25 protein-coding genes are annotated in these 24,946 nt (G+C 40.6%); 23 read left to right on the forward strand and 2 right to left on the reverse strand.

The window, feature by feature from the left end:
* Nucleotides 1–62 precede the first annotated feature (62 nt).
* From argF to BO15_RS0104350, 11 genes are all read left to right on the forward strand, one after another.
* Entirely contained in the window at nucleotides 63–1,058 is a 996-nt protein-coding gene (argF, locus tag BO15_RS0104300; protein WP_033152711.1) for an ornithine carbamoyltransferase, read from the forward strand.
* Nucleotides 1,052–1,822: a biotin--[acetyl-CoA-carboxylase] ligase gene (locus BO15_RS0104305; RefSeq protein ID WP_052169764.1), complete on the forward strand. Its 771-nt coding sequence runs from the start codon at nucleotides 1,052–1,054 to the stop codon at nucleotides 1,820–1,822. Before argF ends, BO15_RS0104305 begins: the two co-directional genes overlap by 7 nt.
* Nucleotides 1,809–2,150, forward strand: coding sequence for a DUF6145 family protein (locus BO15_RS0104310; RefSeq protein ID WP_330371741.1), 342 nt, complete (start codon nucleotides 1,809–1,811; stop codon nucleotides 2,148–2,150). The genes BO15_RS0104305 and BO15_RS0104310 overlap by 14 nt, the downstream gene beginning before the upstream one ends.
* Nucleotides 2,150–2,920 (forward strand): type III pantothenate kinase, encoded by a 771-nt coding sequence (locus BO15_RS0104315; protein ID WP_033152712.1) that lies wholly within the window; start codon nucleotides 2,150–2,152, stop codon nucleotides 2,918–2,920. Before BO15_RS0104310 ends, BO15_RS0104315 begins: the two co-directional genes overlap by 1 nt.
* Nucleotides 2,920–3,897, forward strand: coding sequence for a tRNA dihydrouridine synthase DusB (gene dusB / locus BO15_RS0104320; RefSeq protein WP_033152714.1), 978 nt, complete (start codon nucleotides 2,920–2,922; stop codon nucleotides 3,895–3,897). Before BO15_RS0104315 ends, dusB begins: the two co-directional genes overlap by 1 nt.
* Nucleotides 3,898–4,024: 127 nt before the next feature.
* Nucleotides 4,025–4,504: a transcription elongation factor GreA gene (gene greA, locus BO15_RS0104325; protein WP_033152716.1), complete on the forward strand. Its 480-nt coding sequence runs from the start codon at nucleotides 4,025–4,027 to the stop codon at nucleotides 4,502–4,504.
* Between the two features lie 77 nt (nucleotides 4,505–4,581).
* The gene (locus BO15_RS0104330; protein WP_033152717.1) at nucleotides 4,582–5,967 is read left to right on the forward strand and encodes an MATE family efflux transporter; all 1,386 of its coding nucleotides are present in this window, start codon (nucleotides 4,582–4,584) and stop codon (nucleotides 5,965–5,967) included.
* Nucleotides 5,968–6,051: 84 nt separating this feature from the next.
* Nucleotides 6,052–8,073: a lysine--tRNA ligase gene (lysS, locus tag BO15_RS0104335; RefSeq protein WP_033152719.1), complete on the forward strand. Its 2,022-nt coding sequence runs from the start codon at nucleotides 6,052–6,054 to the stop codon at nucleotides 8,071–8,073.
* 213 nt (nucleotides 8,074–8,286) lie between these two features.
* Complete coding sequence (gene yjeM, locus BO15_RS0104340; protein ID WP_033152721.1) at nucleotides 8,287–9,840, forward strand: glutamate/gamma-aminobutyrate family transporter YjeM; 1,554 nt, start codon at nucleotides 8,287–8,289, stop codon at nucleotides 9,838–9,840.
* Nucleotides 9,841–10,014: 174 nt separating this feature from the next.
* Nucleotides 10,015–11,490 carry a methyl-accepting chemotaxis protein gene (locus tag BO15_RS0104345; RefSeq protein ID WP_033152723.1) on the forward strand — a complete coding sequence of 492 codons (1,476 nt, stop codon included), beginning with the start codon at nucleotides 10,015–10,017 and terminating at the stop codon, nucleotides 11,488–11,490.
* Between the two features lie 137 nt (nucleotides 11,491–11,627).
* Nucleotides 11,628–12,818, forward strand: coding sequence for a pyridoxal phosphate-dependent aminotransferase (locus tag BO15_RS0104350; protein ID WP_033152728.1), 1,191 nt, complete (start codon nucleotides 11,628–11,630; stop codon nucleotides 12,816–12,818).
* On the opposite strand, the gene BO15_RS0104355 is transcribed toward BO15_RS0104350, so the two are convergent.
* Nucleotides 12,815–13,690, reverse strand: a complete 876-nt coding sequence (locus BO15_RS0104355; protein WP_033152730.1) for a LysR family transcriptional regulator — start codon at nucleotides 13,688–13,690, stop codon at nucleotides 12,815–12,817. The two genes, BO15_RS0104350 and BO15_RS0104355, sit on opposite strands and share 4 nt — an antisense overlap.
* 85 nt (nucleotides 13,691–13,775) lie before the next feature.
* Complete coding sequence (locus BO15_RS0104360; protein ID WP_033152732.1) at nucleotides 13,776–15,149, reverse strand: LVIVD repeat-containing protein; 1,374 nt, start codon at nucleotides 15,147–15,149, stop codon at nucleotides 13,776–13,778.
* Nucleotides 15,150–15,479: 330 nt separating this feature from the next.
* Between BO15_RS0104360 and BO15_RS0104365 the strand changes: the two genes are divergently transcribed.
* The 12 genes from BO15_RS0104365 (at nucleotide 15,480) to BO15_RS0104420 (ending at nucleotide 24,927) form a co-directional block, all read left to right on the forward strand.
* Nucleotides 15,480–16,331 carry a hypothetical protein gene (locus tag BO15_RS0104365; RefSeq protein ID WP_033152733.1) on the forward strand — a complete coding sequence of 284 codons (852 nt, stop codon included), beginning with the start codon at nucleotides 15,480–15,482 and terminating at the stop codon, nucleotides 16,329–16,331.
* A 31-nt stretch (nucleotides 16,332–16,362) separates the two neighbouring features.
* Nucleotides 16,363–17,061 carry a hypothetical protein gene (locus BO15_RS0104370; RefSeq protein ID WP_033152735.1) on the forward strand — a complete coding sequence of 233 codons (699 nt, stop codon included), beginning with the start codon at nucleotides 16,363–16,365 and terminating at the stop codon, nucleotides 17,059–17,061.
* A 38-nt stretch (nucleotides 17,062–17,099) separates the two neighbouring features.
* Nucleotides 17,100–17,315 (forward strand): 4Fe-4S dicluster domain-containing protein, encoded by a 216-nt coding sequence (locus BO15_RS0104375; protein WP_033152741.1) that lies wholly within the window; start codon nucleotides 17,100–17,102, stop codon nucleotides 17,313–17,315.
* A gap of 2 nt (nucleotides 17,316–17,317) precedes the next feature.
* Nucleotides 17,318–18,406: a 3-methyl-2-oxobutanoate dehydrogenase subunit VorB gene (vorB, locus tag BO15_RS0104380; protein WP_033152743.1), complete on the forward strand. Its 1,089-nt coding sequence runs from the start codon at nucleotides 17,318–17,320 to the stop codon at nucleotides 18,404–18,406.
* Between the two features lies 1 nt (nucleotide 18,407).
* Nucleotides 18,408–19,163 carry a thiamine pyrophosphate-dependent enzyme gene (locus tag BO15_RS0104385; RefSeq protein WP_033152745.1) on the forward strand — a complete coding sequence of 252 codons (756 nt, stop codon included), beginning with the start codon at nucleotides 18,408–18,410 and terminating at the stop codon, nucleotides 19,161–19,163.
* On the forward strand, nucleotides 19,163–19,726 hold the full coding sequence (locus tag BO15_RS0104390; RefSeq protein ID WP_033152747.1) for a 2-oxoacid:acceptor oxidoreductase family protein: 564 nt from the start codon (nucleotides 19,163–19,165) through the stop codon (nucleotides 19,724–19,726). The genes BO15_RS0104385 and BO15_RS0104390 overlap by 1 nt, the downstream gene beginning before the upstream one ends.
* Before the next feature lie 22 nt (nucleotides 19,727–19,748).
* Nucleotides 19,749–20,660: a phosphate acyltransferase gene (locus tag BO15_RS0104395; protein ID WP_033152748.1), complete on the forward strand. Its 912-nt coding sequence runs from the start codon at nucleotides 19,749–19,751 to the stop codon at nucleotides 20,658–20,660.
* A gap of 10 nt (nucleotides 20,661–20,670) precedes the next feature.
* Entirely contained in the window at nucleotides 20,671–21,738 is a 1,068-nt protein-coding gene (gene buk / locus BO15_RS0104400; protein WP_033152749.1) for a butyrate kinase, read from the forward strand.
* A gap of 26 nt (nucleotides 21,739–21,764) precedes the next feature.
* Complete coding sequence (locus BO15_RS0104405; protein WP_033152750.1) at nucleotides 21,765–22,979, forward strand: MFS transporter; 1,215 nt, start codon at nucleotides 21,765–21,767, stop codon at nucleotides 22,977–22,979.
* Between the two features lie 2 nt (nucleotides 22,980–22,981).
* Nucleotides 22,982–23,413, forward strand: a complete 432-nt coding sequence (locus tag BO15_RS13060) for a hypothetical protein (protein WP_052169765.1) — start codon at nucleotides 22,982–22,984, stop codon at nucleotides 23,411–23,413.
* A 68-nt stretch (nucleotides 23,414–23,481) separates the two neighbouring features.
* Nucleotides 23,482–24,426: a flavodoxin family protein gene (locus BO15_RS0104415; protein WP_033152752.1), complete on the forward strand. Its 945-nt coding sequence runs from the start codon at nucleotides 23,482–23,484 to the stop codon at nucleotides 24,424–24,426.
* 24 nt (nucleotides 24,427–24,450) lie between these two features.
* Complete coding sequence (locus BO15_RS0104420) at nucleotides 24,451–24,927, forward strand: hypothetical protein (RefSeq protein ID WP_033152754.1); 477 nt, start codon at nucleotides 24,451–24,453, stop codon at nucleotides 24,925–24,927.
* Nucleotides 24,928–24,946 lie beyond the last annotated feature (19 nt).

Genomic DNA, 24,946 nt, shown 5'->3' on the forward strand with positions numbered 1-24,946 from the left:
ATTGTATAATGCATAATTAATTACAATAAATGCATAAATATACATCGCTAAGGAGGTACGTTATGAGCTTAAAGGGAAAGAACTATTTAAAGATGTTGGACTTAACTACTGAGGAAATCAATTATCTTATTGATTTATCTATTCAGCTTAAGGCTGAAAAAAAGCAGGGTAAGTCTCAAAAAGATTATATGGCCGGAAAGAATATTGCATTGATTTTTGAGAAGACATCAACACGTACCAGATGTTCATTTGAAGTTGCAGCTTACGACATGGGGGCTAATGTAACTTATCTTGATCCATCAGGTTCTCAGATTGGCAAAAAAGAATCTATTGCCGATACAGCTCGCGTCCTTGGTCGCATGTATGACGGAATAGAGTATCGTGGATTTGAGCAGACTATTGTTGAAGATTTGGCAAAATATGCAGGTGTTCCTGTATGGAATGGTCTAACAAATGAATCACATCCAACGCAGATGATTGCAGATATGATGACAATCAAAGAACATTTTGGCAAACTTGAGGGAATAAAGTTTGTATATATGGGCGATGCCCGTTATAATATGGGTAATTCCCTTATGGTCACTTGTGCAAAGTTGGGTATGGATTTCGTGGCTTGCACAAACAAAAAATATTTCCCAGAGGAGTCACTTGTAAAGCAGTGCCAGGATATTGCAAGCAAGACAGGAGCTACAATCACACTTACGGAGGATGTAGCAGAGGGCTGCAAGGATGCTGATGTTATCTACACAGATGTGTGGGTATCAATGGGTGAGCCTGATGAGGTTTGGGTAGAGCGTATCAACGACCTTAGCCCATATCAGGTTAATGCAAAGGCATTTTCTTATGCAAAGCCAGATGCAAAATTCATGCATTGCCTTCCTGCTTTCCACGACTTGAATACTACAATCGGCAAGCAGATTCACGACAAATTTGGAATAGACTGTATGGAAGTTACAGACGAAATTTTTGAAGGCGAGCATTCAATAGTATTTGATGAAGCAGAAAACCGCATGCATTCCATCAAAGCTATCATGTATGCAACATTAGGTTCATGTTAGAAGAAATAAGATACGAATACTACGAATCTGTAGATTCAACAAACGACAGAATTAAAGAACGTGCTCATGACAACGAAGCACAGGGGCTAGTTATTTCAGCAGGCACACAAACAGCCGGCAAGGGCCGCATCGGAAGAAAGTGGGAATCACCTACAAAGGATTCAGTTTCAACTTCACTCTTGCTTACACCAGATGATATTTCATTAGAGGCCATCCCAACAATCACCGTTGTTGCAGCTATGGCAGTTAGGGATGCTTTATCAAATCTATATGGCCTAGAGGGCAAAATAAAATGGCCCAACGATATCGTACTTGGCGGAAAGAAAATCTGCGGTATCCTGACAGAGATGGAAATGAAGGACAACAAGGTTTGGTACGTTGTAGTAGGTATTGGTGTCAACGTTCACAACACTGAGTTCCCAGAGGAAATTGCGTTCAAGGCCACTTCAGTAGATATTGAATTGCAGAAGCAATCCGGTGAAAAGGGACATCGTTCAGAGATTACAAAAGCTATTTGGGAGAGCTTTAGGAAGTATTACAATATCTTCATAAAGACTCAGGATATGTCCGGCCTAAAGGAAGAATACGAAAGATATCTTGCTAATCTGAACGAACGTGTTAGAATAGAGGCTCAGGAGAATTCCTACGAAGCGATTGCAAGAGGAATCGATGACCGCGGCCAGCTCATCATAGAAGTTGACGGTCAACAACAAATAATTAGTACAGGAGAGGTTTCTGTTAGAGGAATCTATGGATACATTTGATATGGAAGAAGAAGTAGTATTATGCGGCGCCAGCTGCTACACTAAAAAATTTTATTTGAATCCGGACTTCGAGGGACTCCCTCCAATGATTAAGGATGAATTAAAAATCATGTGCGTTATGTACACTGAAGAAGTTAGTGGAACAATTCAGTTCATCTACGAAGAGGATGGCAGTCTTAGAATCGACGTAGATCACAACGAGGATGATTTACTCTATGACGAGATTGGCTCTGCACTTGAAGTAAAAAGAATGCAGAGAGAACGAACAGAATTATTCGAAGCACTTGAGACATACTATAAAGTAGTTTTCCTTGGGGAGGGCATGTAATGTTACTTACAATCGACGTTGGAAATACAAATATCACTATGGGAGTTTTTGATGGAGATACTCTTCTTGGCAACTTCCGTATCACTACAAAGATAAACAGAACATCAGATGAGTTTGGTATCGTAATCAAGGATATCCTTCGTTCAAACGATTTGGATGCATCAAAGGTAAACGATGTTATAATCGCATCTGTAGTTCCAAATGTAATGCACTCTCTTACAAGTGCAATCATTAAATACTTCGATATTCAGCCTATCATCGTTGAGGCTGGTATCAAGACAGGCATCCGCATCGCTACAGAGAATCCAAAGCAGATTGGTGCAGACAGAATTGTTGATGCAGCAGGCGCTTATGAGCTCTACGGTGGTCCAGTTCTCGTAATTGATTACGGCACAGCTACTACATACGATTTGGTAGATGGAAATGGAGCATTCGTATCAGGTGTAACTGCTCCGGGTATTCGAATCAGCGCAAGGGCTCTTTGGGAGGATGCAGCAAAGCTTCCTGAAATCGAAATCAAGAAGCCTGAAAAGATTCTCGCAAAGGAAACAATCTCATCTATGCAGGCAGGTCTTGTATACGGTCAGATTGGTCAGACAGAATACATCGTAAAACACATGATAGAAGAGAGTGGCTATGATAATGTGAAGGTTGTAGCAACAGGTGGACTTGGAAATCTTATTGCAAGCGAAACAAAGTGCATCGATATCTACAATCCAAATCTTACACTCTATGGAATGAAGTTTATTTATAATAAGCAAAAGAGATAATGATTAATAAATTAAAAATTGGAAATGTAACACTAGACAATAATTTAATTTTGGCACCAATGGCAGGCGTAACAGACCTGCCATTTCGTCTGTTATGCAAGGAACAGGGAGCGGCTCTTTGCTGCATGGAAATGGTCAGCGCCAAAGGCATTTACTACAACAACAAGAACACTGAAAGTCTTCTTACTGTTGATGAAAGAGAGCGCCCAGTAAGTCTGCAGCTTTTTGGCTCAGACCCAGAAATTATGGCAGCCATGGCAGCAAAAATCGAGCATCGTAATTTCGATATTCTTGATATCAATATGGGATGCCCTGTTCCCAAGGTAGTTAATAACGGCGACGGTTCTGCACTCATGAAGAATCCTAAATTGGCTGGAGAAATCATAGAAAAAATGGTAAAGGCAATCGATAAGCCTGTCACTGTTAAGATTCGTAAGGGATTTGACGATGAACATATTAACGCGGTGGAGATGGCTCACATCGCACAGGAGTCAGGTGCAGCTGCCGTTGCAGTCCACGGAAGAACCCGTGAGCAATACTATTCTGGAAAGGCTGATTGGAGTATTATTGCTGATGTAAAAAATGCAGTATCAATCCCTGTAATTGGGAACGGAGACATTCTTGATGCAAAGGATGTAATCGCCATGAAGGAGCAGACAAACTGCGATGGATTTATGATAGGTCGTGGTGCACAAGGCAATCCATGGATATTCCATCAGATTCTTCATTACTTTGAAACTGGAGAAGTGATTGGCAAACCACCTATCGAGGAAATGATTGATACAATGCTTCGTCATGCCAGACTTCAAATCGAGTTCAAAGGAGATTACCTTGGAATTAGAGAAATGCGCAAGCATGCAGCTTGGTACACCGCTGGATACAAGGGTGCAAGCAAGCTCAGAGGCATGATAAATGATGTAGAATCATACGAAGAATTAGAAGCTCTTTTCCACAACTTTTTGGCAAATTTTAAATAATTTATGAATTAATTTGGAATTCTTGACATCAATATGTGGGTGGCTTATAATTCACTAAGTTATTGAAGTTAGTAGGGTCTTGCTTGGCAAGGCTCTTTTGAAAATTATAGACCCTGGAGGAAATAATATGGAAGCAAAGAAGAATTTACTTACTGCTGAAGGACTTAGAATATTAGAGGACGAACTTGAGGATCTCAAGGTCAATAAACGTAAAGAAGTATCACAGAAGATTAAGGAAGCTCGTGAGCAGGGCGACCTTTCTGAGAACGCAGAATACGATGCAGCAAAGGATGAGCAGAGAGATATCGAAGCTCGTATCGAAGAAATCGAAAAGATTCTTAAAAACGCTGAGGTCGTTACAGAAGAACACGATACAAAGAACATTAACATCGGATGGACCGTTACACTTCTTGATGTAGAGTTTGACGAGGAAGTTGAGTACAAAATCGTAGGTTCTACAGAGGCAAACAGCCTTAAGGGCAAGATTTCTAACGAGTCTCCTGTAGGTAAGGCTATTCTTGGACACAAGAAGGGCGATACTGTTACAGTAGAGACAGAAGCTGGAGAATTCCAGTACAAGATTCTTGCTGCAAAGAAGAGCAAGTAATATCGCACATTAAAGCGGCCTATTCAGGGCCGCTTTTTTTGTACCTATAAATAATCACACAATAAAAGGAGGAAAATATGCTAGCTAGACTTAAGAAAAAATACATCGGTGACAAGGCGTTTTACAGACGATATATTTTCCTGGCAACACCTATGATTATCCAAAATGCAATTACCAACTTCGTAAGTTTCCTGGATAATATCATGGTTGGACAATTGGGACAGGAAGCAATATCTGCTGTCGCAACAGTCAATCAGTTAAACTTTGTTTTTTCGCTGGCAGTTTTTGGTGCAGCTTCCGCAGGAAGTATTTACGGAGCTCAGTATTTTGGTAAGGGCGATCACAAAGGTCATATGTACACTTTCCGATTTAAGCTCTACACCACATTGCTTGTAACTATACTAGGTATTTTGATGTTTAAGGTTTGGGGAAGCCAGCTTATTTCCCTTTTCCTTACAGAAAGTGAAGGCGCATCTACAGAGCTTGCACTTTCACTTGGACTTCAATACTTAAGTATTATTTTGATTGGTTTGATACCTTTCGCTGTAAACCAAGCATACGCTACTAATATCAAAGAAACTGGTCAGACGGTAGTGCCAATGGTTGCAGGTATGGTTGCAGTAGCTACAAATGCGATTTTGGATTACTGCTTGATTTTCGGATTTGGCCCATTTCCAAAGCTTGGTGTAGAAGGCGCCGCAATCGCAACTGTTATTGCAAGATACATTGAAGCAGCCATCGTAATAGTTTGGGCTCACACTCACGCAGACAAAAATAAATATCTTGCAGGAGCTTACCTTGGTTTTGGAATCCCAAGAAAGATATTCAACCAGATTCTTATCAAAGGTGCGCCACTTATGCTCAACGAGGTACTTTGGGCAGCAGGCGTCAGCGCAGTAACACAGAGTTACTCAATACGTGGAATGAACGTACTTACTGCACTTAGCATTTCAAATACCGTAGGAAATCTGTTTAATATTGTATTCATCCAGCTTGGTGCATGTATCAGCATTATTGTTGGTCAATACCTTGGCGCAGGTGAGCTTGAGGAAGCAAAGGATGCAGATAATAAGATGATTGCCTTCAGCGTATTCTGCTGTACTATCATGGCAGTTATCATGTTTGCATTTGGTGGATTGTTCCCTCACATTTACAATGTAACACCTGAAATCAGAGCACTTGCAACAAAGTTTATTGCTGTAGCTGCACTATGGATGCCATTCTGTTCATTTAGCCATTGCTCATACTTTACGCTTCGTTCAGGCGGCAAGACACTTGTAACATTCCTGTTCGACTCAGTGTTTACATGGGTTGTAATGGCTCCTTTAGCATTTGTATTGGCTCATTTTACAGGCCTTGGAATTGTTTGGGTGTACTTCTTTGTTCAGGGAACAGAAATAATCAAAAACATCATGGGATATTTCATGGTAAAGAGCGATGTATGGCTCCAGCAGATAGTATAGTTCCTTGACACAATCGAGGAAACTAGACTATAATCAAGTAGTTTGACAATAATTAAAATGTTTTTAAATAGATAAGGAGAAATTATGGCAGAGCAGGATATTAATCAGTTACTTCAGGTTCGCCGTGAAAAGCTTTCTGCACTTCAGGAAGCTGGCAAGGATCCATTCCAAATCACAAAATTCGATCAGACTCATCACAGCGATGAAGTTCGCGCTCTTTACGAGGAGCATGAGGCAAAGCTTTTAGCAGGTCGTCCAGCTGTTAACACAGATGGAATGGATGAGGAGGCTGCAAAGCAGGCCATTAATGATGATTACAACGAGCGTCGTGCTATCATGGATGCAGATCCAATTCACGTTAGCATTGCAGGTCGTATGATGTTTAAGCGTGTTATGGGTAAGGCAAGCTTCTGCAATATCCAGGACTTACAGAACAGCATTCAGGTTTATGTTGCTCGTGACGCAATCGGCGAAGATTCATATGCAGATTTCAAGAAGTCGGATATCGGTGATATCTACGGTGTTAAGGGATATGCATTCAGAACAAAGACAGGTGAGATTTCTATCCATGCTGAGGAAATGACTCTTCTTTCAAAGTCACTTCAGATTCTTCCAGAGAAGTTCCACGGTCTTACAGATACAGACACACGTTATCGTCAGCGTTATGTTGACCTTATCATGAACAAGGATTCAAAGGATGTATTTATTAAGCGTTCACTTATGATGCGTGAAATCCGTAACTTCCTTGCGAACCGTGATTTCATGGAAGTTGAGACACCTATGCTTGTTGAAAACGCAGGTGGTGCAGCAGCTCGTCCATTCTTCACACACTACAATGCACTTGGCGAGGAGCGTAAGCTTCGTATCTCTCTTGAGCTTTACCTTAAGAGACTTATCGTTGGTGGTCTTGAGCGTGTATTCGAGATTGGCCGTGTATTTAGAAACGAGGGTGTTGATGCTCGTCACAACCCAGAGTTCACTCTTATGGAGCTTTACCAGGCATACACAGATTACGAAGGTATGATGGAGCTCACAGAGAGCATGTTCAGATATCTTGCTGAAAAGGTTGTTGGTTCTACAAAGATTTCTTACAACGGAGTCGAAATCGACCTTGGCAAGCCATTCGAAAGACTTACAATGACAGATGCTGTTAAGAAGTACGCAGGCATCGATTTTGATACAGTTGCAGACGATGAGGCTGCAAAGGCACTTGCTCGTGAGAAGGGTATCGAGTTTGAGGACCGTCACAAGAAGGGAGATATCCTTAATCTCTTCTTCGAGGAGTTCTGTGAGGAGAATCTTATCCAGCCTACATTTATTATGGATCATCCAATCGAGATTTCTCCACTTACAAAGAAGAAGCCATCTGACCCTACAAAGGTAGAGCGTTTCGAGCTCTTCATCAACGGATGGGAGATGTGTAACGCATACTCAGAGCTTAACGATCCAATCGATCAGCGTGAGCGTTTCGCAGCACAGGATGCAAATGCAGAAGCTGGTGATGACGAAGCTGAGCACACAGATGAGGACTTCCTTAACGCACTTGAAATTGGTATGCCACCTACAGGCGGTATCGGATACGGTCTCGACAGACTTTGCATGCTTCTTACAGATAGCGCTGCAATCCGTGACGTATTATTATTCCCTACTATGAAGTCACTTAACCCTGCAAAGCCACAGGCAACAGGCGTTGATAATGGATTCTTTGCTCCAAATTCTAGCATCGATTTTTCAAACGTAAAGATTGAGCCACTTTTCGAGGAGCAGGTTGATTTCGAGACATTCTCAAAGAGTGATTTCAGAGCAGTAAAGGTAAAGGCTTGCCAGGCAGTACCAAAGTCAAAGAAGCTTCTTCAGTTCACACTTGATGACGGTACAGGCACAGATCGTACAATCCTTTCAGGAATTCATGCATTCTATGAGCCAGAGGAGCTTGTTGGAAAGACACTTGTAGCTATTACAAACCTTCCACCTAGAGCAATGATGGGCATTGAATCATGCGGTATGCTTCTTAGCGCTGTTAACAACCTTAAGGACAGCGAGGATGAGGAGCTTCATCTTCTCATGATTGATAACCACATCCCAGCTGGTGCTAAGTTATACTAAAATAAGCTTTTAAAACCTTCTTGGATAGAAATATCCAGGGAGGTTTTTTTGTTGCATGAAATTTTAGCATTTAAAGTTCTAAAGTTTAAAGTGCTAATGTATTGTATTTTCTGTGTTTATGAGCCCTAAAGACATAGAGAATCATGGTATAATCGAGGACGCTGCGTGTATAAGAAAATTAAATAAAGAATATATTTTATAAAGGAAGTAGTAATGAAAGAAGAAAAGAAATTAGGGCTCATGGCCCTCATACTGATGATCTTTACATCAGTATACGGATTTAACAATATCCCACGTTCTTATTACTTGATGGGATATGCAGCAATTCCTTGGTTTGTAATTGCTGGTATTTTATTCTTTATACCATTTGCATTTATGGTAGCAGAGTTTGGTTCTGCATTTAAGGATGAGACAGGTGGTATGTATTCTTGGATGTGCAAGTCAGTAGGTCCTAAGTATGCATTCATTGGAACATTCATGTGGTACACATCATATGTACTTTGGATGGTAAATGTTTCATCAGGTATCTGGGTACCTGTATCAAACCTTATTTTTGGTGAAGATTGTACATCAAGCTGGTCTTTCTTTGGTTCAGAAATCCTTTCTGGCTCAAGACTTCTTGGTATCATGGCAATCATCTTCTTTATCTTTATCACATACTTTGATTCAAAGGGTATTGATAAGATTAGCAAGGTTACATCAATTGGTGGTACAGCAGTTCTTGTAATCAACATTATGGTAGTAGTTGGTTCAATCGTTATGATTATCGCTCGTCGCGGACAGCTTGAGCAGCCATTCCTTGGCACAGAGTCATTGATGGTTCCTCTTAACGCAGCTTACCAGGGCAGCCCTATCATGATTTTATCATTTATTGTATATGCACTTTTCGCTTACGGCGGAATCGAAGCAGTTGGTGGTCTTGTTGATAAGACAGAGAACCCAAAGAAGAACTTCCCTAAGGGAATCGTAACAGCAGCTATGGTAATCGTAGTTGGTTATGCACTTCTTATCATGCTTGTAGGTTCATTTACAAACTACAGCGAAATCCTTGGCTCAGACAATATTACACTTGGAAATGTTTCATATGTTATCATGTCAAACTTTGCAGCAGCATTTGGTAAGGCATTTGGTGCTTCAGCTGCTACACAGGTTGCTCTTGCTCACGGATTCGCTAGAGTATATGCACTTATTATGCTTCTTGCACTTATGGGTGCTATGTTTACACTTGTATATTCACCACTTAAGCAGATTATCGACGGAACTCCAAAGGAGCTTTGGCCAGGTAAGATGGGTGAGATTGCAGAAGACGGTATGCCAAAGAACGCTATGTGGATTCAGTGTGCAATCGTTTGTATCATGGTTCTTTTAGTTTCATTTGGTGGCGATACAATGCAGCAGTTCTTCGTTATCCTTACAGCAATGGTAAACGTTGGTATGACAGTACCATACATGTTTATTTCATTTGCATTCCCTAAGTTTAAGAAGATGAAGAACATCGACAGAAGCTTCGAAGTATTCAAGACACAGAAGTCTGCAAATTTCTGGGGCTATGTTGTAACACTTACACTTTTCTTTGCAAATGCATTTGCTATTATTCAGCCAGCTCTTGATGGCGATATCAAGACAACATTCTGGTCATTAAGTGGTCCTGTAATCTTTGGATTAGCAGCATGGATCATTTACACACGTTATGAAAAGAGATTAGCAGCAGGTGAATTCAATAAAGAAAACGCTGATGATGTTAAAGAAAACGTTGTAACAGAATAATTAATTTAGGCTATAATACCTTCTTGGAATGATATTTCAGGAAGGTATTTTTTATTGTTATAAAAGGCTATTAATGAACATTTATGTGAAAAAAGCGTAACAAACTGTGAACCTTGTTGAAAATAAATGAAAATCAATATATTCTCTTAATTATAAGGGATAGGAGGACTATTTATGGATTTGAAGGAAAGACACATATATGAAAGTAACAAGCTAGGATTTAAGTTGGCATGTATTATTCAAGTGTTCGAATTGGCTGCCACCATTCTCTATAGTGATCAGCGAGTGGGATTTTCATTTGTAAATACCACAACTATGTCTATCATACAGATTATAATGTTTATTTGCTCAATCTATGCATACTTGCGATATAGTCATAGAACCAGAGGCAGATATTTGATGTTAGGCTCAATGCTCATTGGATACGCTGTATTGATGGCAGGAAGTGTTCATGTCACATACATGTGGGCATTCGGACCATCATTTATTATTCTTTCCCTTTTATTTAATGATGTAAAACTGACTATAGCTACATCAATAATTACAGCAGTAATTAATTTGTTATATATCCCATTGTTTTATATGTTTTCTGTAGAAGTGGCAGACAGACATTTTGCAGTCATGACAGATACTATATTCATGGTATTACTTTCTCTTATGGGTATATTCTATGTGCGCCTTAATTCTAATCAGAATAAAGAGACAATGGATGAGATAGAAGAAAATATCAGACTACAGGAAGAAAGCTCTGAGCTTATAAAAGATACAGGTATCACAATTGCCAAAAAGCTTGAAGATGCTAATGATGCAATGGAAGCTTTGGCATCAAAGGTTAGCTCAAGTGCAGAAGCAGCACAGCAGATTAGCGAGTCTGTAAACCTTACAGCAGAGGCTATTCAGACTCAAACAGAGATGAACTCTAATATCACAGATTCACTAGAAGAAATTGCACATCAGGCTAGAGCTATGAGACGCAACTCAGATGAAGTATCTGAGAATATTAGTGACGGTAATGCCCTCATTGAAGAGCTTCGAGCTAAATCAGACGAGGCATCTACTATTAACGCTGAGACAGCCACAATGACAAGCGAGCTTCAGGAATCAGCCGTAACTGTAAAAGATATTGTTGGTACAATTCTTGATATCTCTGGCCAGACAAACCTTCTTGCGCTTAACGCTTCTATTGAGGCTGCTAGAGCAGGTGAAGCTGGCAAGGGCTTTGCAGTAGTAGCAGACGAAATCCGTGCCCTTTCAGAACATACAAAGGAATCGGCAGAGCAGATTTCATCAACAATAGACGAATTAATCCAGCGTGTAAATACAGCATCTACAAACATGCAAAAGAGCGTGGACTCAGCAAATCAGCAGGGTGAAATGATTGCAGAAACTGGAGAGAAATTTGAAATCATCCTTGAGAAAATCACAGATCTTGCTCGCCGCGTAGCAATGATTTCCGACAACGTAGATGGCTGTGTAGATGCTAATAGCAAGGTAATGGATGCCATCAGCAACCTATCTGCAACATCCCAGGAAGTTGCTGCATCTTCAGAATCTAGCATCACTCTTAATCAAGATTGTGAAGCTGACATGGAAAGCACCAAAGAAATTCTCCATGACATCCTCACAATCTCTCGAAGCAGCATGAATTAAAGGAATGAATGAGTATAGATAAAAATGAGAGACTAACATTTGTTTAGTCTCTTATTTTTTTGCATGGACATTGGTTGAAAATAGGCATATAATACAAAGTAATTTAACGATTTAAAGCGACAGAGAGGGTGAGAAGAATGGTTATTTCGAAGAACATGGAAGCGCTTGTAGCAGGCAGTTCTACAATCAGAAAATTATTTGAAGAGGGGTTACAGCTTGCGGCTGAAGTTGGTGCAGAGAATGTGTACGATTTCAGCTTGGGAAATCCAGCTGCACCTGTGCCTGAGAAGGTTACTCAGTCTATTAAGGATATATTAGCTGAGAATCCTGATGCATATGTTCACGGATATATGAAGAATGCAGGATTTGATGAGGTTAGATCAAACGTTGCAAACAACTTAAATAAAAAGTTTGATATGGGCTATGGGCCAGAAGATATCGTTATGACTGTAGGTGCTGCTGGAGCCATGAATTGCGTGTTCAGAGCCCTTTTAGGATATGAGGATGAAGTAATTGCATTCGCTCCTTATTTTGGTGAATATAGAAGCTATGTGGCAAACTATGGCGGTATCTTGAAGGTTGTACCAGCAAAGCTTGACGATTTCGATTTGAATTTGGATGAGCTTGATGCACTTATCAACGAGAAAACAAAGTGTGTCATTGTAAACAATCCAAATAATCCATCAGGAAAGGTTTATCCTGCAGCTACACTTCAGAAGCTAGCAGATATTTTGGAGAAGGCTGAAAAGAGAGTGGGGCATCCAATTTATGTAATCGCAGATGAGCCATATAGAGAGCTTGTATACGATGGAGATGAAGTGCCTTACATTCCTTCTATCATCAAGAATAGCATTTATATGTATTCATTCAGCAAGACTCTTTCCCTTCCAGGAGAGCGAATTGGCTATATGGCTCTTTCTAAGAGAATGGATTACTACGAGGAAATGATTGGTGCCATGGTTGTAGCCAATAGATGCTTGGGATATATTAACGCTCCATCTCTATTCCAGCTTGTAGTATCAAGATGCCTTGATGTAGATGTAGATTTAGATTTCTATGACAAGAATAGAAAGCTTTTATACGGCAAGCTTACAGATCTTGGCTTTGAAGTTGTTAAGCCTCAGGGAGCATTTTATTTACTTGTAAAATCTCCATATGAAAATGAGGAAGAGTTTGTAAAAGCAGCTAAGAAAAACCACATAATCTTAGTTTCTACTAAGACATTTGGTTGTCCTGGATATGTACGTATTGCATATTGTGTGGATTACAAAATGATAGAACGCTCTTTGCCAGCCTTTGAACAACTGGCAAAGGATTGCGGTCTTTAGTCGATAGATTTGAAATGCTCGTTAATCTTTTTGTAGAGCATATCAATTGAAGACGAAATAGTGTTACGCTTCCAAGCGATAGAGATTGGAAGATGATCATTGAGATTGAAATAATGGATTCCTGGGTGGTGGATTCCCTGGTACCAACCATCCAGGACTGCCACTCCAAGTCCATTTTCTACAGAGGCAAACACCGTATTGATGTTTGGAACTGCAGTAAATCTTGGGACAAAACCATAAGGTCTAAATAATAATTCAATGTCCTGACACAGCTCGCCAACACGTGGGTCGTCAATCATATAGAAAGTATATGAGGCGAAATCGGCAGCTGTTTTTATTTTGTCAAAATCTGGTAAAAGTTCAGAGTATACCACGATACGAGGTATGCTTGTGAACTTGTATCTTACCAAATCTGCTCTTCCCTCGACATAATCAGACGAAGTAATAATAGCATCTAAATGCTTGTCCTCAAGGGCCTGAAGAAGGTCTCTAAAGCCAAGACATTCAAATGAAATCATAAAGTCTGGATCCTCACTACGGCATTCGTTAACAACCTTTGGAAGAAAGCTTGAAACATTCCAACCGATGTTGTATCCCAAGCGGATATGGTTGGTGGTGTTGGCAAGCATCTTGCGGATGTTGTGTAGCTCAGCGAAATAGCGCTGGAAGAAATTGAAATAAAGAGTTCCTTCATCAGAAAGAGAGATGTGTCTGCTGTTTTCTCTGATGAAAAGATCTACTCCAAGTTCTTCTTCCAAGGCAGAAATATATCTGCTGACAGCTGGCTGAGGAAGATATAAATTTTGGGCAGCTTTTGTAAAGCTTAAATGTTTTGCTGTTTGTAAAAAACATTCTATCTGTTTATCATTCATGCCACCTATTATAGCAAAAAAATAACAGCTGTCACGTGGGCAACTGTTATTTATATATGGAGAATTTAAAATTAGTAGAAATAACCTATACTAAACATTTAAGGATATAAACGCCATCATGCATTGCGTTCATGTAGATGTATCCTCTGTCATCAACAACCAAATCCTCAGCTGTGCCAAGAGGCTTGTTAGGCATCTTTACATCGAAGCAAAGCTTCTCTGGGTTTGGTGGGATGAAGTAAGCGATTTCCTTTGGTACGTATGGATCAGAGATATCGTATACACGAAGTCCTGCATGGAAGTAGCAGTCATAAGCTCTGTCACTTCTGTCTTCAAGCCAAGGCTTGCCAGTCATTGGCTCGTGAAGGTTGTGTGGACCAAAGGAAGTAGGATAACCATATCCTAAATCATTAAAGTTTTTATATGGGAAGTCCTCTGGAACCTCAGGATAAGGAAGTACTGAAATAAGTACTGGATCCTCAGGATTAGAGATATCAAACATCTCAATACCGCACATAGCCTGTACGCCGAATTTATCAAAATCATTTTTGTTATAAGTCCACTGACGCTCGCCTTCCTGCATACCAATAGCATACTTTGTGCCGTGGATAGGCATGAATGTGTGGCAAAGTGCGCCTCCAAACTTTGTAGCGAAAGGTGGAGTCATTTTAGCTTCACCGATTACCTGTGGCCATTCTGGATTTGAAACATCAAGAATCTTGAATCCGGCACCAGCGCAACTAAGGTAAGCTGTATCGCCATCAACATATGGGAAATGTACGAAACCAGGGTAAGTGTTGTAGCCCTGCCATCCATTCCATTCTTTTTCTCTAGTCTTCTTGGTCTGATTACCGAAGAACTGACCAGGATTCCACCAACGACCAACTTCATGTGGGTTTGTTGGGTCTGAAATATCTACGATTCTGTAGATGAAATCCTTAAATCCAACTGCTGTAGCAGAAAGATGTAAATATTTGCCACCGTTATATGTGAAACGATGAACACCGGCACCTGGGTTACCCTCATCACCTGTTGACCAGAATGAAAGCTTCTTAGGATGCTCAGGGTCTTCCTTAAGAGAGAAGATATGTACTCCGCCTGGAGCAGGAGTGTACTTCTCTGGAGCAGGTCCATGAAGGAACTCAAGACAGTTACCATTTGAAACAATCATGAGATCATCTGCAATCTGAACCTTTGGTGTGGACATGTAAGGGTAAACCTCTGGATCCATAACAGGCATGTACTGTACATGACGTGGATTTGCAGGGTCTGTTACATCAATAATTTCAACACCATATCCGTAGAAGCAGCCGCCGTAAAGATAATACTTGCCGTCAGCTGTTTTATATAACTGTGACTGGAATAAGTAATGATTGTCAGCATCGTGATATGCGACAACTTCCATGTTCTTTATGTAGCCTTCGTTTCCTGGGCTTTTAGCATAAAACTTTTCGCTCATAAAAACCTCCTTATAAGTGATTGTCTTAATTATAGGTCTGAATTTTTAGCTAAGTCCAATATTAAAAAGTGGTCATCAATAATATCAATTTTGTTATTGAAAAAATTTTCTCAACTAAGTCCAAATCAGGACAAAAAATTCCTTCATTATATAGGTTAAAAATTTAACAGACTTATATCATTTTTGTTATCAATGTCCAACAATATTGATATTTTTTATCAAGAATCTGCGGTGTTATTATCTCAAATAGTTAAATATGCACAATAAATGTGCTTAAAAGAGAAGTCCAGTTGGTTAGTTTTATCTAACCGATGTAGAAGGAGGATCGTTATGGCTTACGAGTTTAACTTAATGAGAAGCTTAATCTATGTGGGGTTAGCAAAGGAAGAATACAGACCTAAGCTTGAGCACTGGCTTTACTATCATCATGTGCCAGAAAGTATCAGCAAGTTTTCCCCATATGTAACAAAGTATGCGTTTTACCAGGCATACCCAACACCACCAGAGGGAGACAGATTTGGTGCAAGAAAGATGCAGCTTACAGAGCATTACTGGTTAGTAAATGAGCATCTTCCAGAGATGGCAAACAACATCTTCTGTGAATATATGCCAATGGATGTACTTCGCTGGCAGGGATGCATTCCTGATGTAGAAAGCGCAACAGTACATGATAATTCAGAATCTGGCGACGCAGGTCGCGCAGCAGGTGGCGGAGATTTCCCACCATTTATTTTCTCATTCGTTCCAATCAACTGGGAAGAAGATTTCAAGGGAAAAGATAGGACAATGGAAGATGGACCAAACTTCCGTTGGCAGTTCCTTATCAAGTATCCAGAGGAGTGCGGTAAGGAAGAAGGAGAAAGATGGTTCCATGAAGAAGTGGTTCCATTCCTTACAGGATCTGTTCGAGTAAACAGAGTAGTAAGTAGCAAGGTAATCGTAAACTACGGTGCTCCAGAGGCACAGTTCGATAGAGTTGTTGAGGTTTGGTTTGAAGGACCAGAAGAATGGCATGAGCTTTGTGTAAACCTTGCAAAGACACATCTTACAAAGCCAGCTTGGGCACAGCAGGATGAGTTCCCATTCTTAAAGCCACAGCACAATATAGCTTCAGTTTTCCTTGGTGACAGATGTACATCTGACAACCTAAGACAGTACCAGGGCTATATCACACTTAGATAAATTCACTTATAGGTTTTAGCGAGGTAGGAAAATGCAACTTATCAAAAATGCATTAGCAATGAAAAAAACAAATTTCATTCTCATTGGCGAGGCAGGCTGTGGTAAGAGTGAGATAGCTCTCAATCTTGCTGAATACCTTGCTAAAAATACTGATAAGCATGTCCATCTGATTGATATGGACATGACAAAACCTCTATTTAGATCCAGGGATTTGCTAAACAGCGGGAAGCTCTCTGATGTAAATATCCACTATGAAGAACAGTTCTTTGACGCCCCAACAGTTGTGGGCGGAGTCAGAGAGCTTTTAGCAGATCCGGAAAGCATTGTTGTTATGGATGTAGGCGGAGATGATATTGGCGCCAGATCCATTGGAGGCTTCATGCTTGGTGTGGACAAGAAATCTATGTGCGTCATGTATGTACTAAATTACTACAGACCATTCTGCCAAGACATTGAACATATTGATCGATTTCTTTCGGAAATACTCGCAGTTTCCCACTTAACTTTAGAGGATATTCACTTTGTGGATAATCCAAATGCAGGCCTGACAACAACTATTGATGAAGTTGTTGAAGGTGCAAACAAGATGAATGAAATCATTTCTGAATACAGAGAAATAGAGATGAATGTAATTCATGAAGGATTTTATGAATCCGTAAAAAACAAGCTCCAAAAAGAAAAGATTATGCCTATACACTTGTTCCTAACCTATGAATGGTTAAGAGACTAAGTTTATGGATATAGATATTAGATAAAGGAGGTCTAATAATGGCAAAGTTTAGAGTTAATGTAGTTGCCGAACGTTGCAAAAGCTGTGGCTATTGCATGAAGTTCTGTCCAAAGAATGTTCTAGAAGTTGGAACAGAAGTAAATGCAAAAGGCTATGAATATGTAGTGGCTGCACGACCAGATGACTGTGTAGGTTGTCTAACATGTGGTCGCATTTGTCCTGATGGGGCAATTGAGATTTATAAGGAGGATTAAAAATGGCTAGAACATTTATGAAGGGCAGCGAGGCTGTAGCTGAAGCAGCAGTACGTGCCGGTTGCCGTTTTTTCGCAGGTTATCCTATCACACCTCAGAACGAAGTCCCAGAGTATTTCTCAAGAAGACTTCCAGAAGTTGGTGGAACATTTATACAGGGTGAGTCTGAAGTAGCATCAATCAACATGGTTTACGGTGCTGCATCAGCAGGTGTCAGAGCAATGACATCTTCATCTTCACCAGGAATCGCACTTAAGAGTGAGGGAATCTCATATTGTGCATCAGCTCGTATTCCAATTGTGTATACAAACTTCGCAAGAGGGGGCCCTGGAGTAGGTTCAATCCAGCCAGCACAGATGGATTACTTCGAGGCTACAAAGGCAGCTGGTAACGGTGGTTTCCAGATGATGGTACTTGCTCCTTCAACAGTACAGGAAGCTGTAGATCTTACAGTTAAGGCTTTCGAGCTTGCTGATAGAGATAGAAACCCAGTTCACATCCTTGCTGATGGTGTTATCGCAACAATGATGGAGCCAGTTGAGCTTCCAGAGATGATGTCTGAGGAAAAGGTTGCTGAAATCAGAGAGTCAAAGAAGAAGTGGGCTTGCATAGGTCATGAGCTTGATTATGCAAATCGTGCTTGGATCCAGCCAGGTCAGTGGCAGACAACTGTTATGCAGAAGTGTAACGAAGAAGCTGCAGCACTTTATGAGTCATGGAAGAAGAATGACGTAATGGTTGAGGAATACATGGTAGAGGATGCTGAAATCATCCTTACAGCCTATGGTATTTCAGGACGTATTGCTAAGTCTTCTGTAGATATTCTCAGAAAGCAGGGAATCAAGGTTGGACTTATTCGTCCTATCACTCTTAATCCATTCCCAACAGAAGCTTTTGAGAAGTTGGATTACTCAAAGGTAAAGGCAATTCTTGATGTTGAGATGTCAATCCCAGCTCAGTATGCAACAGATGTTGAAGCAGTTGTTAGACGTCGTTGCCCAGTTGAGAAGTGCTTATGCTCTGGTGGTAACGTAATGTCAAGAGAGGCCGTGCTTGAGGCTGTAATGAAATTAGCAGGACAGGAGGCTTAACATGGCAGAATTATTATATAGCAGAACTAAAACAATTCAGGAGGACAAGGTTTCAGGATTTTGTCCAGGATGTATGCACTCTTCAGTTATGAAGTTAATCGGTGAAGTTATCGATGAGCTTGGTATCGTTGATAAGACAGCAGCTGTACTTGGTATTGGTTGCTGTGGTCTTCAGATGGACTACATGGCATACGACAACATCACAGCTCCACACGGTAGAGCATGTGCTGTTGCAACAGGTATGAAGAGAGCAAATCCAGATACAATTTACTACACATATCAGGGTGATGGTGACCTTGCTTCAATCGGTCTTGCAGAGACAATGTCTGCAGCAAACCGTGGCGAGAACTTCACAGTTATCTTCGTTAACAACGGAATTTATGGTATGACAGGTGGTCAGCTTGCTCCTACTACACTTTTCGGAATGAAGGCATCAACTGCTCCTAAGGGACGTATCGCTGAAGAGCATGGTTATCCAATGCATGTTTGCGAGACACTTAACCAGCTTACTGCACCATATTATTTAGCACGTACAAGCTGTAACACTCCAGCAAATGTAATGAAGACAAAGCAGGCTATCAAGAAGGCATTCCAGTATCAGATGGAAGGCAAGGGATTCTCACTTGTTGAAATCGTTACAAGCTGCCCAACAAACTGGGGACTTGATTCACTTAAGGCACTTGATTTCCTTGAGGAGAACATGCTTAAGGAATACCCACTTGGTGTAATTAGAGACAAGGGAATGGAGGAGAAATAATGGAAACAAATTTATGTGTAGCCGGATTCGGCGGACAGGGCGTTATGACCCTCGGAAAATTCCTTGCTTCTGCAACATGTGATTCAACAGATAAGAATGTAACATTCTTCCCTTCATACGGCGCAGAGCAGCGTGGTGGTACAGCAAACTGCTACGTAGTTATTTCAGATGAAATGATCGGTGCACCACTTGGTGACACAATGGACGACCTTATCGTTATGAATGGTCCTTCATTAAACAAGTTCATCGGAACACTTAAGCCAGGCGGACGCCTTTTCATCAACAGCTCAATCGTAAAGGACAAGATTGAAAGAACAGATGTTGAAATCGTAGAAGCACCTGTAACAGAGCTTGCACTTGAAATGGGTAATGCAAAGGTTCTTAACGTAATCATGCTTGGTGTATACGTAGGTTATACAGAGGTTATCGCTCCAGAAATCGTTTGGGGCACAGTAGAGCACAAGCTTTCAAGCAAGCCAAAGCTTTTACCTCTCAACAAGGCTGCTTTTGATAAAGGTCTTGAAATCGGTCGTGAGTTCAAGGTTAAGAATGGCAAAAACTAATTTGATTTGAAAGGTAAAGCATATGGTATTTCATAATTTTGATGAGCTTATCGCAAAGGTAAAGGGCAACCCTTCAAGAAAGATTATGGCAGTTGCATGTGCAAACGATGATCACACACTTGAGGCTGTTGTTCACGCTCGACGCGAAGGCATTGTTGAGCCAATTCTTGTTGGTGAGAAGGCAATCATTACAGAAATCTTAGCAAAGCTTGAGGAAGAAATTCCTGAGGAAAACATTATCGATGTTCCTGCTGATGATTTACAGAAGGCCTGCGAAACAGCTGTAAAGCTTGTTAGCTCAGGTAAGGCAGATTTCCTTATGAAGGGTAAGGTTGATACAAAAATTATCCTTAAGGAAGTTGTTAATAAGGAATATGGACTTGGACAGGGAAGACTTATGTCTCACTTCACAATGTTTGAAGTTCCTACATATCACAAATTAATTCTTCCAGTAGATGGCGGTATGGTAACATATCCTGACCTTCAGCAGAAGAAAGAGATTATCCAAAACACAGTAGACACACTTGTTGCTATGGGATATGACTGCCCAAAGGTTGGTGTTCTTGCATGTGTTGAGAAGGTTAATCCAAAGATGCCAGAGTCTGTTGATGCAGCAGAGCTCCAAGCAATGAATGAAAGAGGCGAGATTACAAATTGTATCGTAGAAGGACCTATCCAGTACGATTGCGTTATGAGAAAAGACCTTGCTGATTTCAAGGGACTTGAGTCTAGAATCGCTGGCGACCCAGATGTACTTGTTGCTCCAAACATCCATGCTGGAAACATAATGGGAAAGATGTACGCAATAAGCTGCGGTGCAAAGATGGCCGGATTTATCGTAGGTGCAAAGTGCCCAATCGTTATGGTTTCAAGAGGTTCATCGGCTGAGGAGAAATATCTTTCAATAGTTGTTTCTGCAGCAGCTGTTAAATAAGGAGAAAAACATGGCAAATGAAAAAATTCTTGTCATCAATCCAGGTTCTACTTCAACAAAAATTGCTGTTTATCAGGCTGATGAACAGCAATGGGTTGAAAGTATTGCTCACTCGATGGATGACTTAAAGAACTACCCAACAATCTATGATCAGCTTGATATGAGAAAAGAACTAATCATGGCATGCCTTGCAAAGCATGGCGACAAGCTTGATTCTCTTGGAGCAATCGTAGGTCGTGGTGGAGCACTTCCTCCAGTAAAGACTGGCGCTTATGAAGTAAATGAGAAGATGGTTGATACATTAAGATATCATCCAGTTGATCAGCATGCTTCAAATCTTGGTGCTGGTATTGCATACAGCCTTGCCCAGGAAATAGGTGTAAAGGCTTACATCTACGATGCTATCACAGTTGACGAGATGACTGAGGTAAACAAAATTACAGGACTTAAGGGCGTTAGAGTTCCTGCAAAGGGACACAACTTAAATACTAGAGCAGCTGCCCTCAAGCTTTGTGCAGACAAGGGGATTGATTATAACAAGGTAAACATCATCGTAGCTCACCTTGGTGGAGGTATCACAGTAAACCTTCATTCGAACGGACAGATTGTTGATTTCTTCAACGATGAAATCGGAACATTTGCTCCAGAGAGAGCAGGCGGACTTCCTACATACGCACTTGTAGATTTGTGCTACAGCGGCGAGTACACAAAGGAAGAGATGATGAAGAAGCTTCAGCGTAAGGGTGGAATTGCTTCTTATCTTGGAACAGCAGATATGCGTGAAGTAGAGCAGATGGTTGTTGATGGAAATGAGGAGGCAGCTCTTCTTTTCGAAGCAATGGCACTTAATACAGCAAAGACAATTGCTCGTATTGCCCCATCAGTTGACGGAAAGGTTGACTACATTGTACTTACAGGCGGTCTTGCTTATTCAGATATGTTCGTAGACTCAATCAAAAAGCATGTAGGTTTCGTTGGACCAATCGAAGTAATTCCTGGTGAAAACGAAATGAAAGCTCTTGCCGAAGGAACTCTTCGTGTTATGAGAGGCCAGGAAAAGGCAAGAATCTACGAATAATCTTATTGGAAATTTGGAGTTTATAAATGAATAAAACAAATAGATGGATTTATGCAATCGCAGGAGTAATTGTGCTTCTGTTTGCAGGACTAATCTACGCTTGGAGTGTACTTTCCAGCCCTATCGCTGCAGAGTTTACATCCTGGAGTAAGGGAGCTCTTTCCCTTACTTTCACTTTGGCAATGAGCTTCTTTTGTATAGGAGGTCTTGTTGCAGGACTTGTAGCAGACAAGGTTAAGGAGAGATACATCTTCATTGTATCTGCGGTGCTTTTCTTGATTGGCTTTGAGTTAGTCAGCATGATTTCTTCTATTGGAATGCTTTATTTAGGTTTTGGAGTGTTAGCTGGCCTTGGTGCAGGTTTTTCTTATAACGCAGTAATGGGAAGCGTTACAAAATGGTTCCCGGATAAAAAGGGACTTATCTCTGGAATCCTTCTTATGGGTTTTGGAATTGGTGCTTTTATTATAGGAAAAGTTTATGCCGGGCTATTAGGTACTTATGGCTGGAGAGCAGAATTCAAGGCACTTGGAATTATCGTATTTGCGGTAATTTTCATTGGCGCATTTATCGTTAGAAAGCCTACTGCCGAAGAGCAGAAAGCATATGCAGTAGAAGATAAAAAATCTGAGAAGAACACTTCAGAGGATTTCACCACAATAGAAATGGTGTCGAAGGTAAGCTTCTGGCTTTACTTCGTATATGCGATATTGCTTAGCGCAGCAGCATTGGCACTTATCGCACAGGCAAGTGGAATTGTTACAGAGACAGCACCTGTACTTGCAGCAGGCTCTATCGCAACAATCGTAGGACTTATTTCTGTGTTCAACGGAATTGGACGAGTAATATTCGGTGGTTTGTACGACAAGCTTGGACAGAAGAAAACAATGCTTTTAAATTGCGGGCTTTTCTTAGTTTCAGTACTTATCAACATCGTAGCAATCAACTCAGTTAGTCTACCACTTGTTGTAATTGGATTTATATTCTTTGGCCTCTCTTACGGAGGTGTAACACCAACAAACTCTGCATACATAATGGATTTTTACGGTGTTAAGAATTATCCTGTTAACTTTTCAATTATCAATTTGAATTTGCTATTGGCATCATTCGGAGGGACTCTTGCAGGTATGATTTACGACATGCAAGGCACATATCTTAGCATTTTCATGATTATGATTGGCGCAATTGTACTTGCTACAATCTGTACTTTATTAATTAAACGACCTGCGAAAGGAAAATAGAAATGGATGATAAAATTCGCTTTTTCAGATGGAATGTAATCATCAATGTATGTATGGCGCTTTCTATCAATACTACAGCAACCATACTAGCAGGTGGAGATTCATTGGCCGGCTGGGTGAGAGGATGCTGCTGTGCTTTTACTATCAACACAGTTGCAGCAATTATTCTTCCGATGGGGTTAATTGGAAGCTGGTTTGCAGAAAAGATATGCAATCAGAAACCTGGTACCTTCCTTGAAATGCTGGCAAGGAATTTCATTGTAAATGCAATATACGTGACCATAGTAAGCTTCTGTATGGCCATTATTAATGTTGGAGTTGGGGATTCGCTTATAGCAACTTGGTTTTCTACCTATCCTATTCTTCATATTGTAGGCCTTATTACAAGTCTTGTTATAGAGAAGCCAGTAACTAAATTAGCGTATGGCAAATAACTAGATAAAAATGTTCAGCGGAGCAATTTTATAAAAAGGAACTAATAACAATTTAGGAGGTTTATGGTATGAAAATTTTAGGACTTTCATGCGGAACAAGAAACGGCAACAACGATACAATGTGCCGTGTTGCTCTTGAAGCAGCAAAAGAAATGGGGGCAGAAATCGAGTTTATCCACGTATTTGATTGGGACATCAAGTACTGTACAGGCTGTGTTGCTTGCTCTAGAAGTTTAGTAATGGGTAAGGGCATGGTTTGCTCTCAGAAGGACGATTTTGCAAAGCTTTTCGATAAGATGGCTGAGGCAGATGGCGTTCTTGTAGTTGACCCTATTTATGAGTCAGGTGGATCTGGATTATTCCACGTATTATGTGACCGTATGGGCCCTGGACATGACATCGGAATGATGTACATGCTTGATGGAAAGCTTAAGGAGCAGGGTAAGGAAGGTCTTGATCCTAAGTACTTAAAGAAGAAGGCAATTTCTTTTGTAGGTATCGGTGGATCTGACTGGGCATGCCGTGTTGAGACAGATCACGCTATGCTTGCAATGAGCCCAGCTTGGACTGTAGTAAATAATGAGTTCTTCTCATGGTCAAAGGATGTAATCATGCAGGATGAGAAGGTTGAGCGTATGAGACAGATCGGACGTAACCTTGTTGAAGCTGCAAAGGATGTTGACAATGCTAAGTGGATGGGTGAGCCAGGTGCATGTCCTCACTGCAATGGTAACAACTTCTACATCTTCCCAGGCACAACTCACTGTGTATGCGAGCTTTGCGGTCTTGAGGGAACACTTGAGGTTGTAGACGGTGCATTCAAGTTCAAGTTTGCTCCAGAAGATGAGCACAAGGCTCATGACACAATCTCAGGAAAGAAGCTTCACGGCGATGATATCTTTGAGAACGAGGGACGTCTTATGAACCTCTTCAAGGATCCAGAGTTTAAGGCTCGTAAGGAGCACTATACAAATGTAGTAGCACCAACTCCTTCACCATCGAAGGCAGTCTAATTGAATTATTGGGAGGGTAACGAAATGGGAAAACCAAGTTTAAAGTTCTTTATTGTATTTAACTTAGTAATGAATATTCCATTGGCAACAGCTATGTCAATTGGTGGAATGATTTTTTCAGGAAATGCTGCAAATTTAGCTACTCCGGCACTTCCTATTAATATACTGCTAGGATTTATATTGGCGTGTATCGTAAATACGATATTCCCTATTCCACTTATTGCAATGAAATTTCCAGGGTTATTTAAAATTGATCCTGAGAGTGTTCCTGGAAGATTCCTAGGAAATGTACCAGTTGTATTCATTTTTGTTGTAATCATTGGACTTGCAATGAACTTTGTAAACGTGCAGATTTTTGCAGGAGTTCCAGCTCCAGCATTCTTGTTTGCATTCCTTGGAACTTTCATTCCTATGTATGTACTTTGCTACATCATTGCTATGATTTTTATTCCAATTGCTCAGGGAGCAGCTGCTAAGGCAGAGGGAAAGAAAATTGCATAAATAAACTTGTTAGCCATCA

This window comes from Pseudobutyrivibrio ruminis HUN009 (assembly GCF_000703005.1).
Lineage (GTDB): Bacteria > Bacillota > Clostridia > Lachnospirales > Lachnospiraceae > Pseudobutyrivibrio > Pseudobutyrivibrio ruminis_A.

What these genes read in the sequence shown, in the direction of transcription:
- argF (WP_033152711.1), top strand. Translation starts at nt 63, where the DNA reads ATGAGCTTAAAGGGAAAGAACTATTTAAAGATGTTGGACTTAACTACT.
- BO15_RS0104305 (WP_052169764.1), top strand. Translation starts at nt 1,052, where the DNA reads ATGTTAGAAGAAATAAGATACGAATACTACGAATCTGTAGATTCAACA.
- BO15_RS0104310 (WP_330371741.1), top strand. Translation starts at nt 1,809, where the DNA reads ATGGATACATTTGATATGGAAGAAGAAGTAGTATTATGCGGCGCCAGC.
- BO15_RS0104315 (WP_033152712.1), top strand. Translation starts at nt 2,150, where the DNA reads ATGTTACTTACAATCGACGTTGGAAATACAAATATCACTATGGGAGTT.
- dusB (WP_033152714.1), top strand. Translation starts at nt 2,920, where the DNA reads ATGATTAATAAATTAAAAATTGGAAATGTAACACTAGACAATAATTTA.
- greA (WP_033152716.1), top strand. Translation starts at nt 4,025, where the DNA reads ATGGAAGCAAAGAAGAATTTACTTACTGCTGAAGGACTTAGAATATTA.
- BO15_RS0104330 (WP_033152717.1), top strand. Translation starts at nt 4,582, where the DNA reads ATGCTAGCTAGACTTAAGAAAAAATACATCGGTGACAAGGCGTTTTAC.
- lysS (WP_033152719.1), top strand. Translation starts at nt 6,052, where the DNA reads ATGGCAGAGCAGGATATTAATCAGTTACTTCAGGTTCGCCGTGAAAAG.
- yjeM (WP_033152721.1), top strand. Translation starts at nt 8,287, where the DNA reads ATGAAAGAAGAAAAGAAATTAGGGCTCATGGCCCTCATACTGATGATC.
- BO15_RS0104345 (WP_033152723.1), top strand. Translation starts at nt 10,015, where the DNA reads ATGGATTTGAAGGAAAGACACATATATGAAAGTAACAAGCTAGGATTT.
- BO15_RS0104350 (WP_033152728.1), top strand. Translation starts at nt 11,628, where the DNA reads ATGGTTATTTCGAAGAACATGGAAGCGCTTGTAGCAGGCAGTTCTACA.
- BO15_RS0104355 (WP_033152730.1), bottom strand. Translation starts at nt 13,690, where the DNA reads ATGAATGATAAACAGATAGAATGTTTTTTACAAACAGCAAAACATTTA.
- BO15_RS0104360 (WP_033152732.1), bottom strand. Translation starts at nt 15,149, where the DNA reads ATGAGCGAAAAGTTTTATGCTAAAAGCCCAGGAAACGAAGGCTACATA.
- BO15_RS0104365 (WP_033152733.1), top strand. Translation starts at nt 15,480, where the DNA reads ATGGCTTACGAGTTTAACTTAATGAGAAGCTTAATCTATGTGGGGTTA.
- BO15_RS0104370 (WP_033152735.1), top strand. Translation starts at nt 16,363, where the DNA reads ATGCAACTTATCAAAAATGCATTAGCAATGAAAAAAACAAATTTCATT.
- BO15_RS0104375 (WP_033152741.1), top strand. Translation starts at nt 17,100, where the DNA reads ATGGCAAAGTTTAGAGTTAATGTAGTTGCCGAACGTTGCAAAAGCTGT.
- vorB (WP_033152743.1), top strand. Translation starts at nt 17,318, where the DNA reads ATGGCTAGAACATTTATGAAGGGCAGCGAGGCTGTAGCTGAAGCAGCA.
- BO15_RS0104385 (WP_033152745.1), top strand. Translation starts at nt 18,408, where the DNA reads ATGGCAGAATTATTATATAGCAGAACTAAAACAATTCAGGAGGACAAG.
- BO15_RS0104390 (WP_033152747.1), top strand. Translation starts at nt 19,163, where the DNA reads ATGGAAACAAATTTATGTGTAGCCGGATTCGGCGGACAGGGCGTTATG.
- BO15_RS0104395 (WP_033152748.1), top strand. Translation starts at nt 19,749, where the DNA reads ATGGTATTTCATAATTTTGATGAGCTTATCGCAAAGGTAAAGGGCAAC.
- buk (WP_033152749.1), top strand. Translation starts at nt 20,671, where the DNA reads ATGGCAAATGAAAAAATTCTTGTCATCAATCCAGGTTCTACTTCAACA.
- BO15_RS0104405 (WP_033152750.1), top strand. Translation starts at nt 21,765, where the DNA reads ATGAATAAAACAAATAGATGGATTTATGCAATCGCAGGAGTAATTGTG.
- BO15_RS13060 (WP_052169765.1), top strand. Translation starts at nt 22,982, where the DNA reads ATGGATGATAAAATTCGCTTTTTCAGATGGAATGTAATCATCAATGTA.
- BO15_RS0104415 (WP_033152752.1), top strand. Translation starts at nt 23,482, where the DNA reads ATGAAAATTTTAGGACTTTCATGCGGAACAAGAAACGGCAACAACGAT.
- BO15_RS0104420 (WP_033152754.1), top strand. Translation starts at nt 24,451, where the DNA reads ATGGGAAAACCAAGTTTAAAGTTCTTTATTGTATTTAACTTAGTAATG.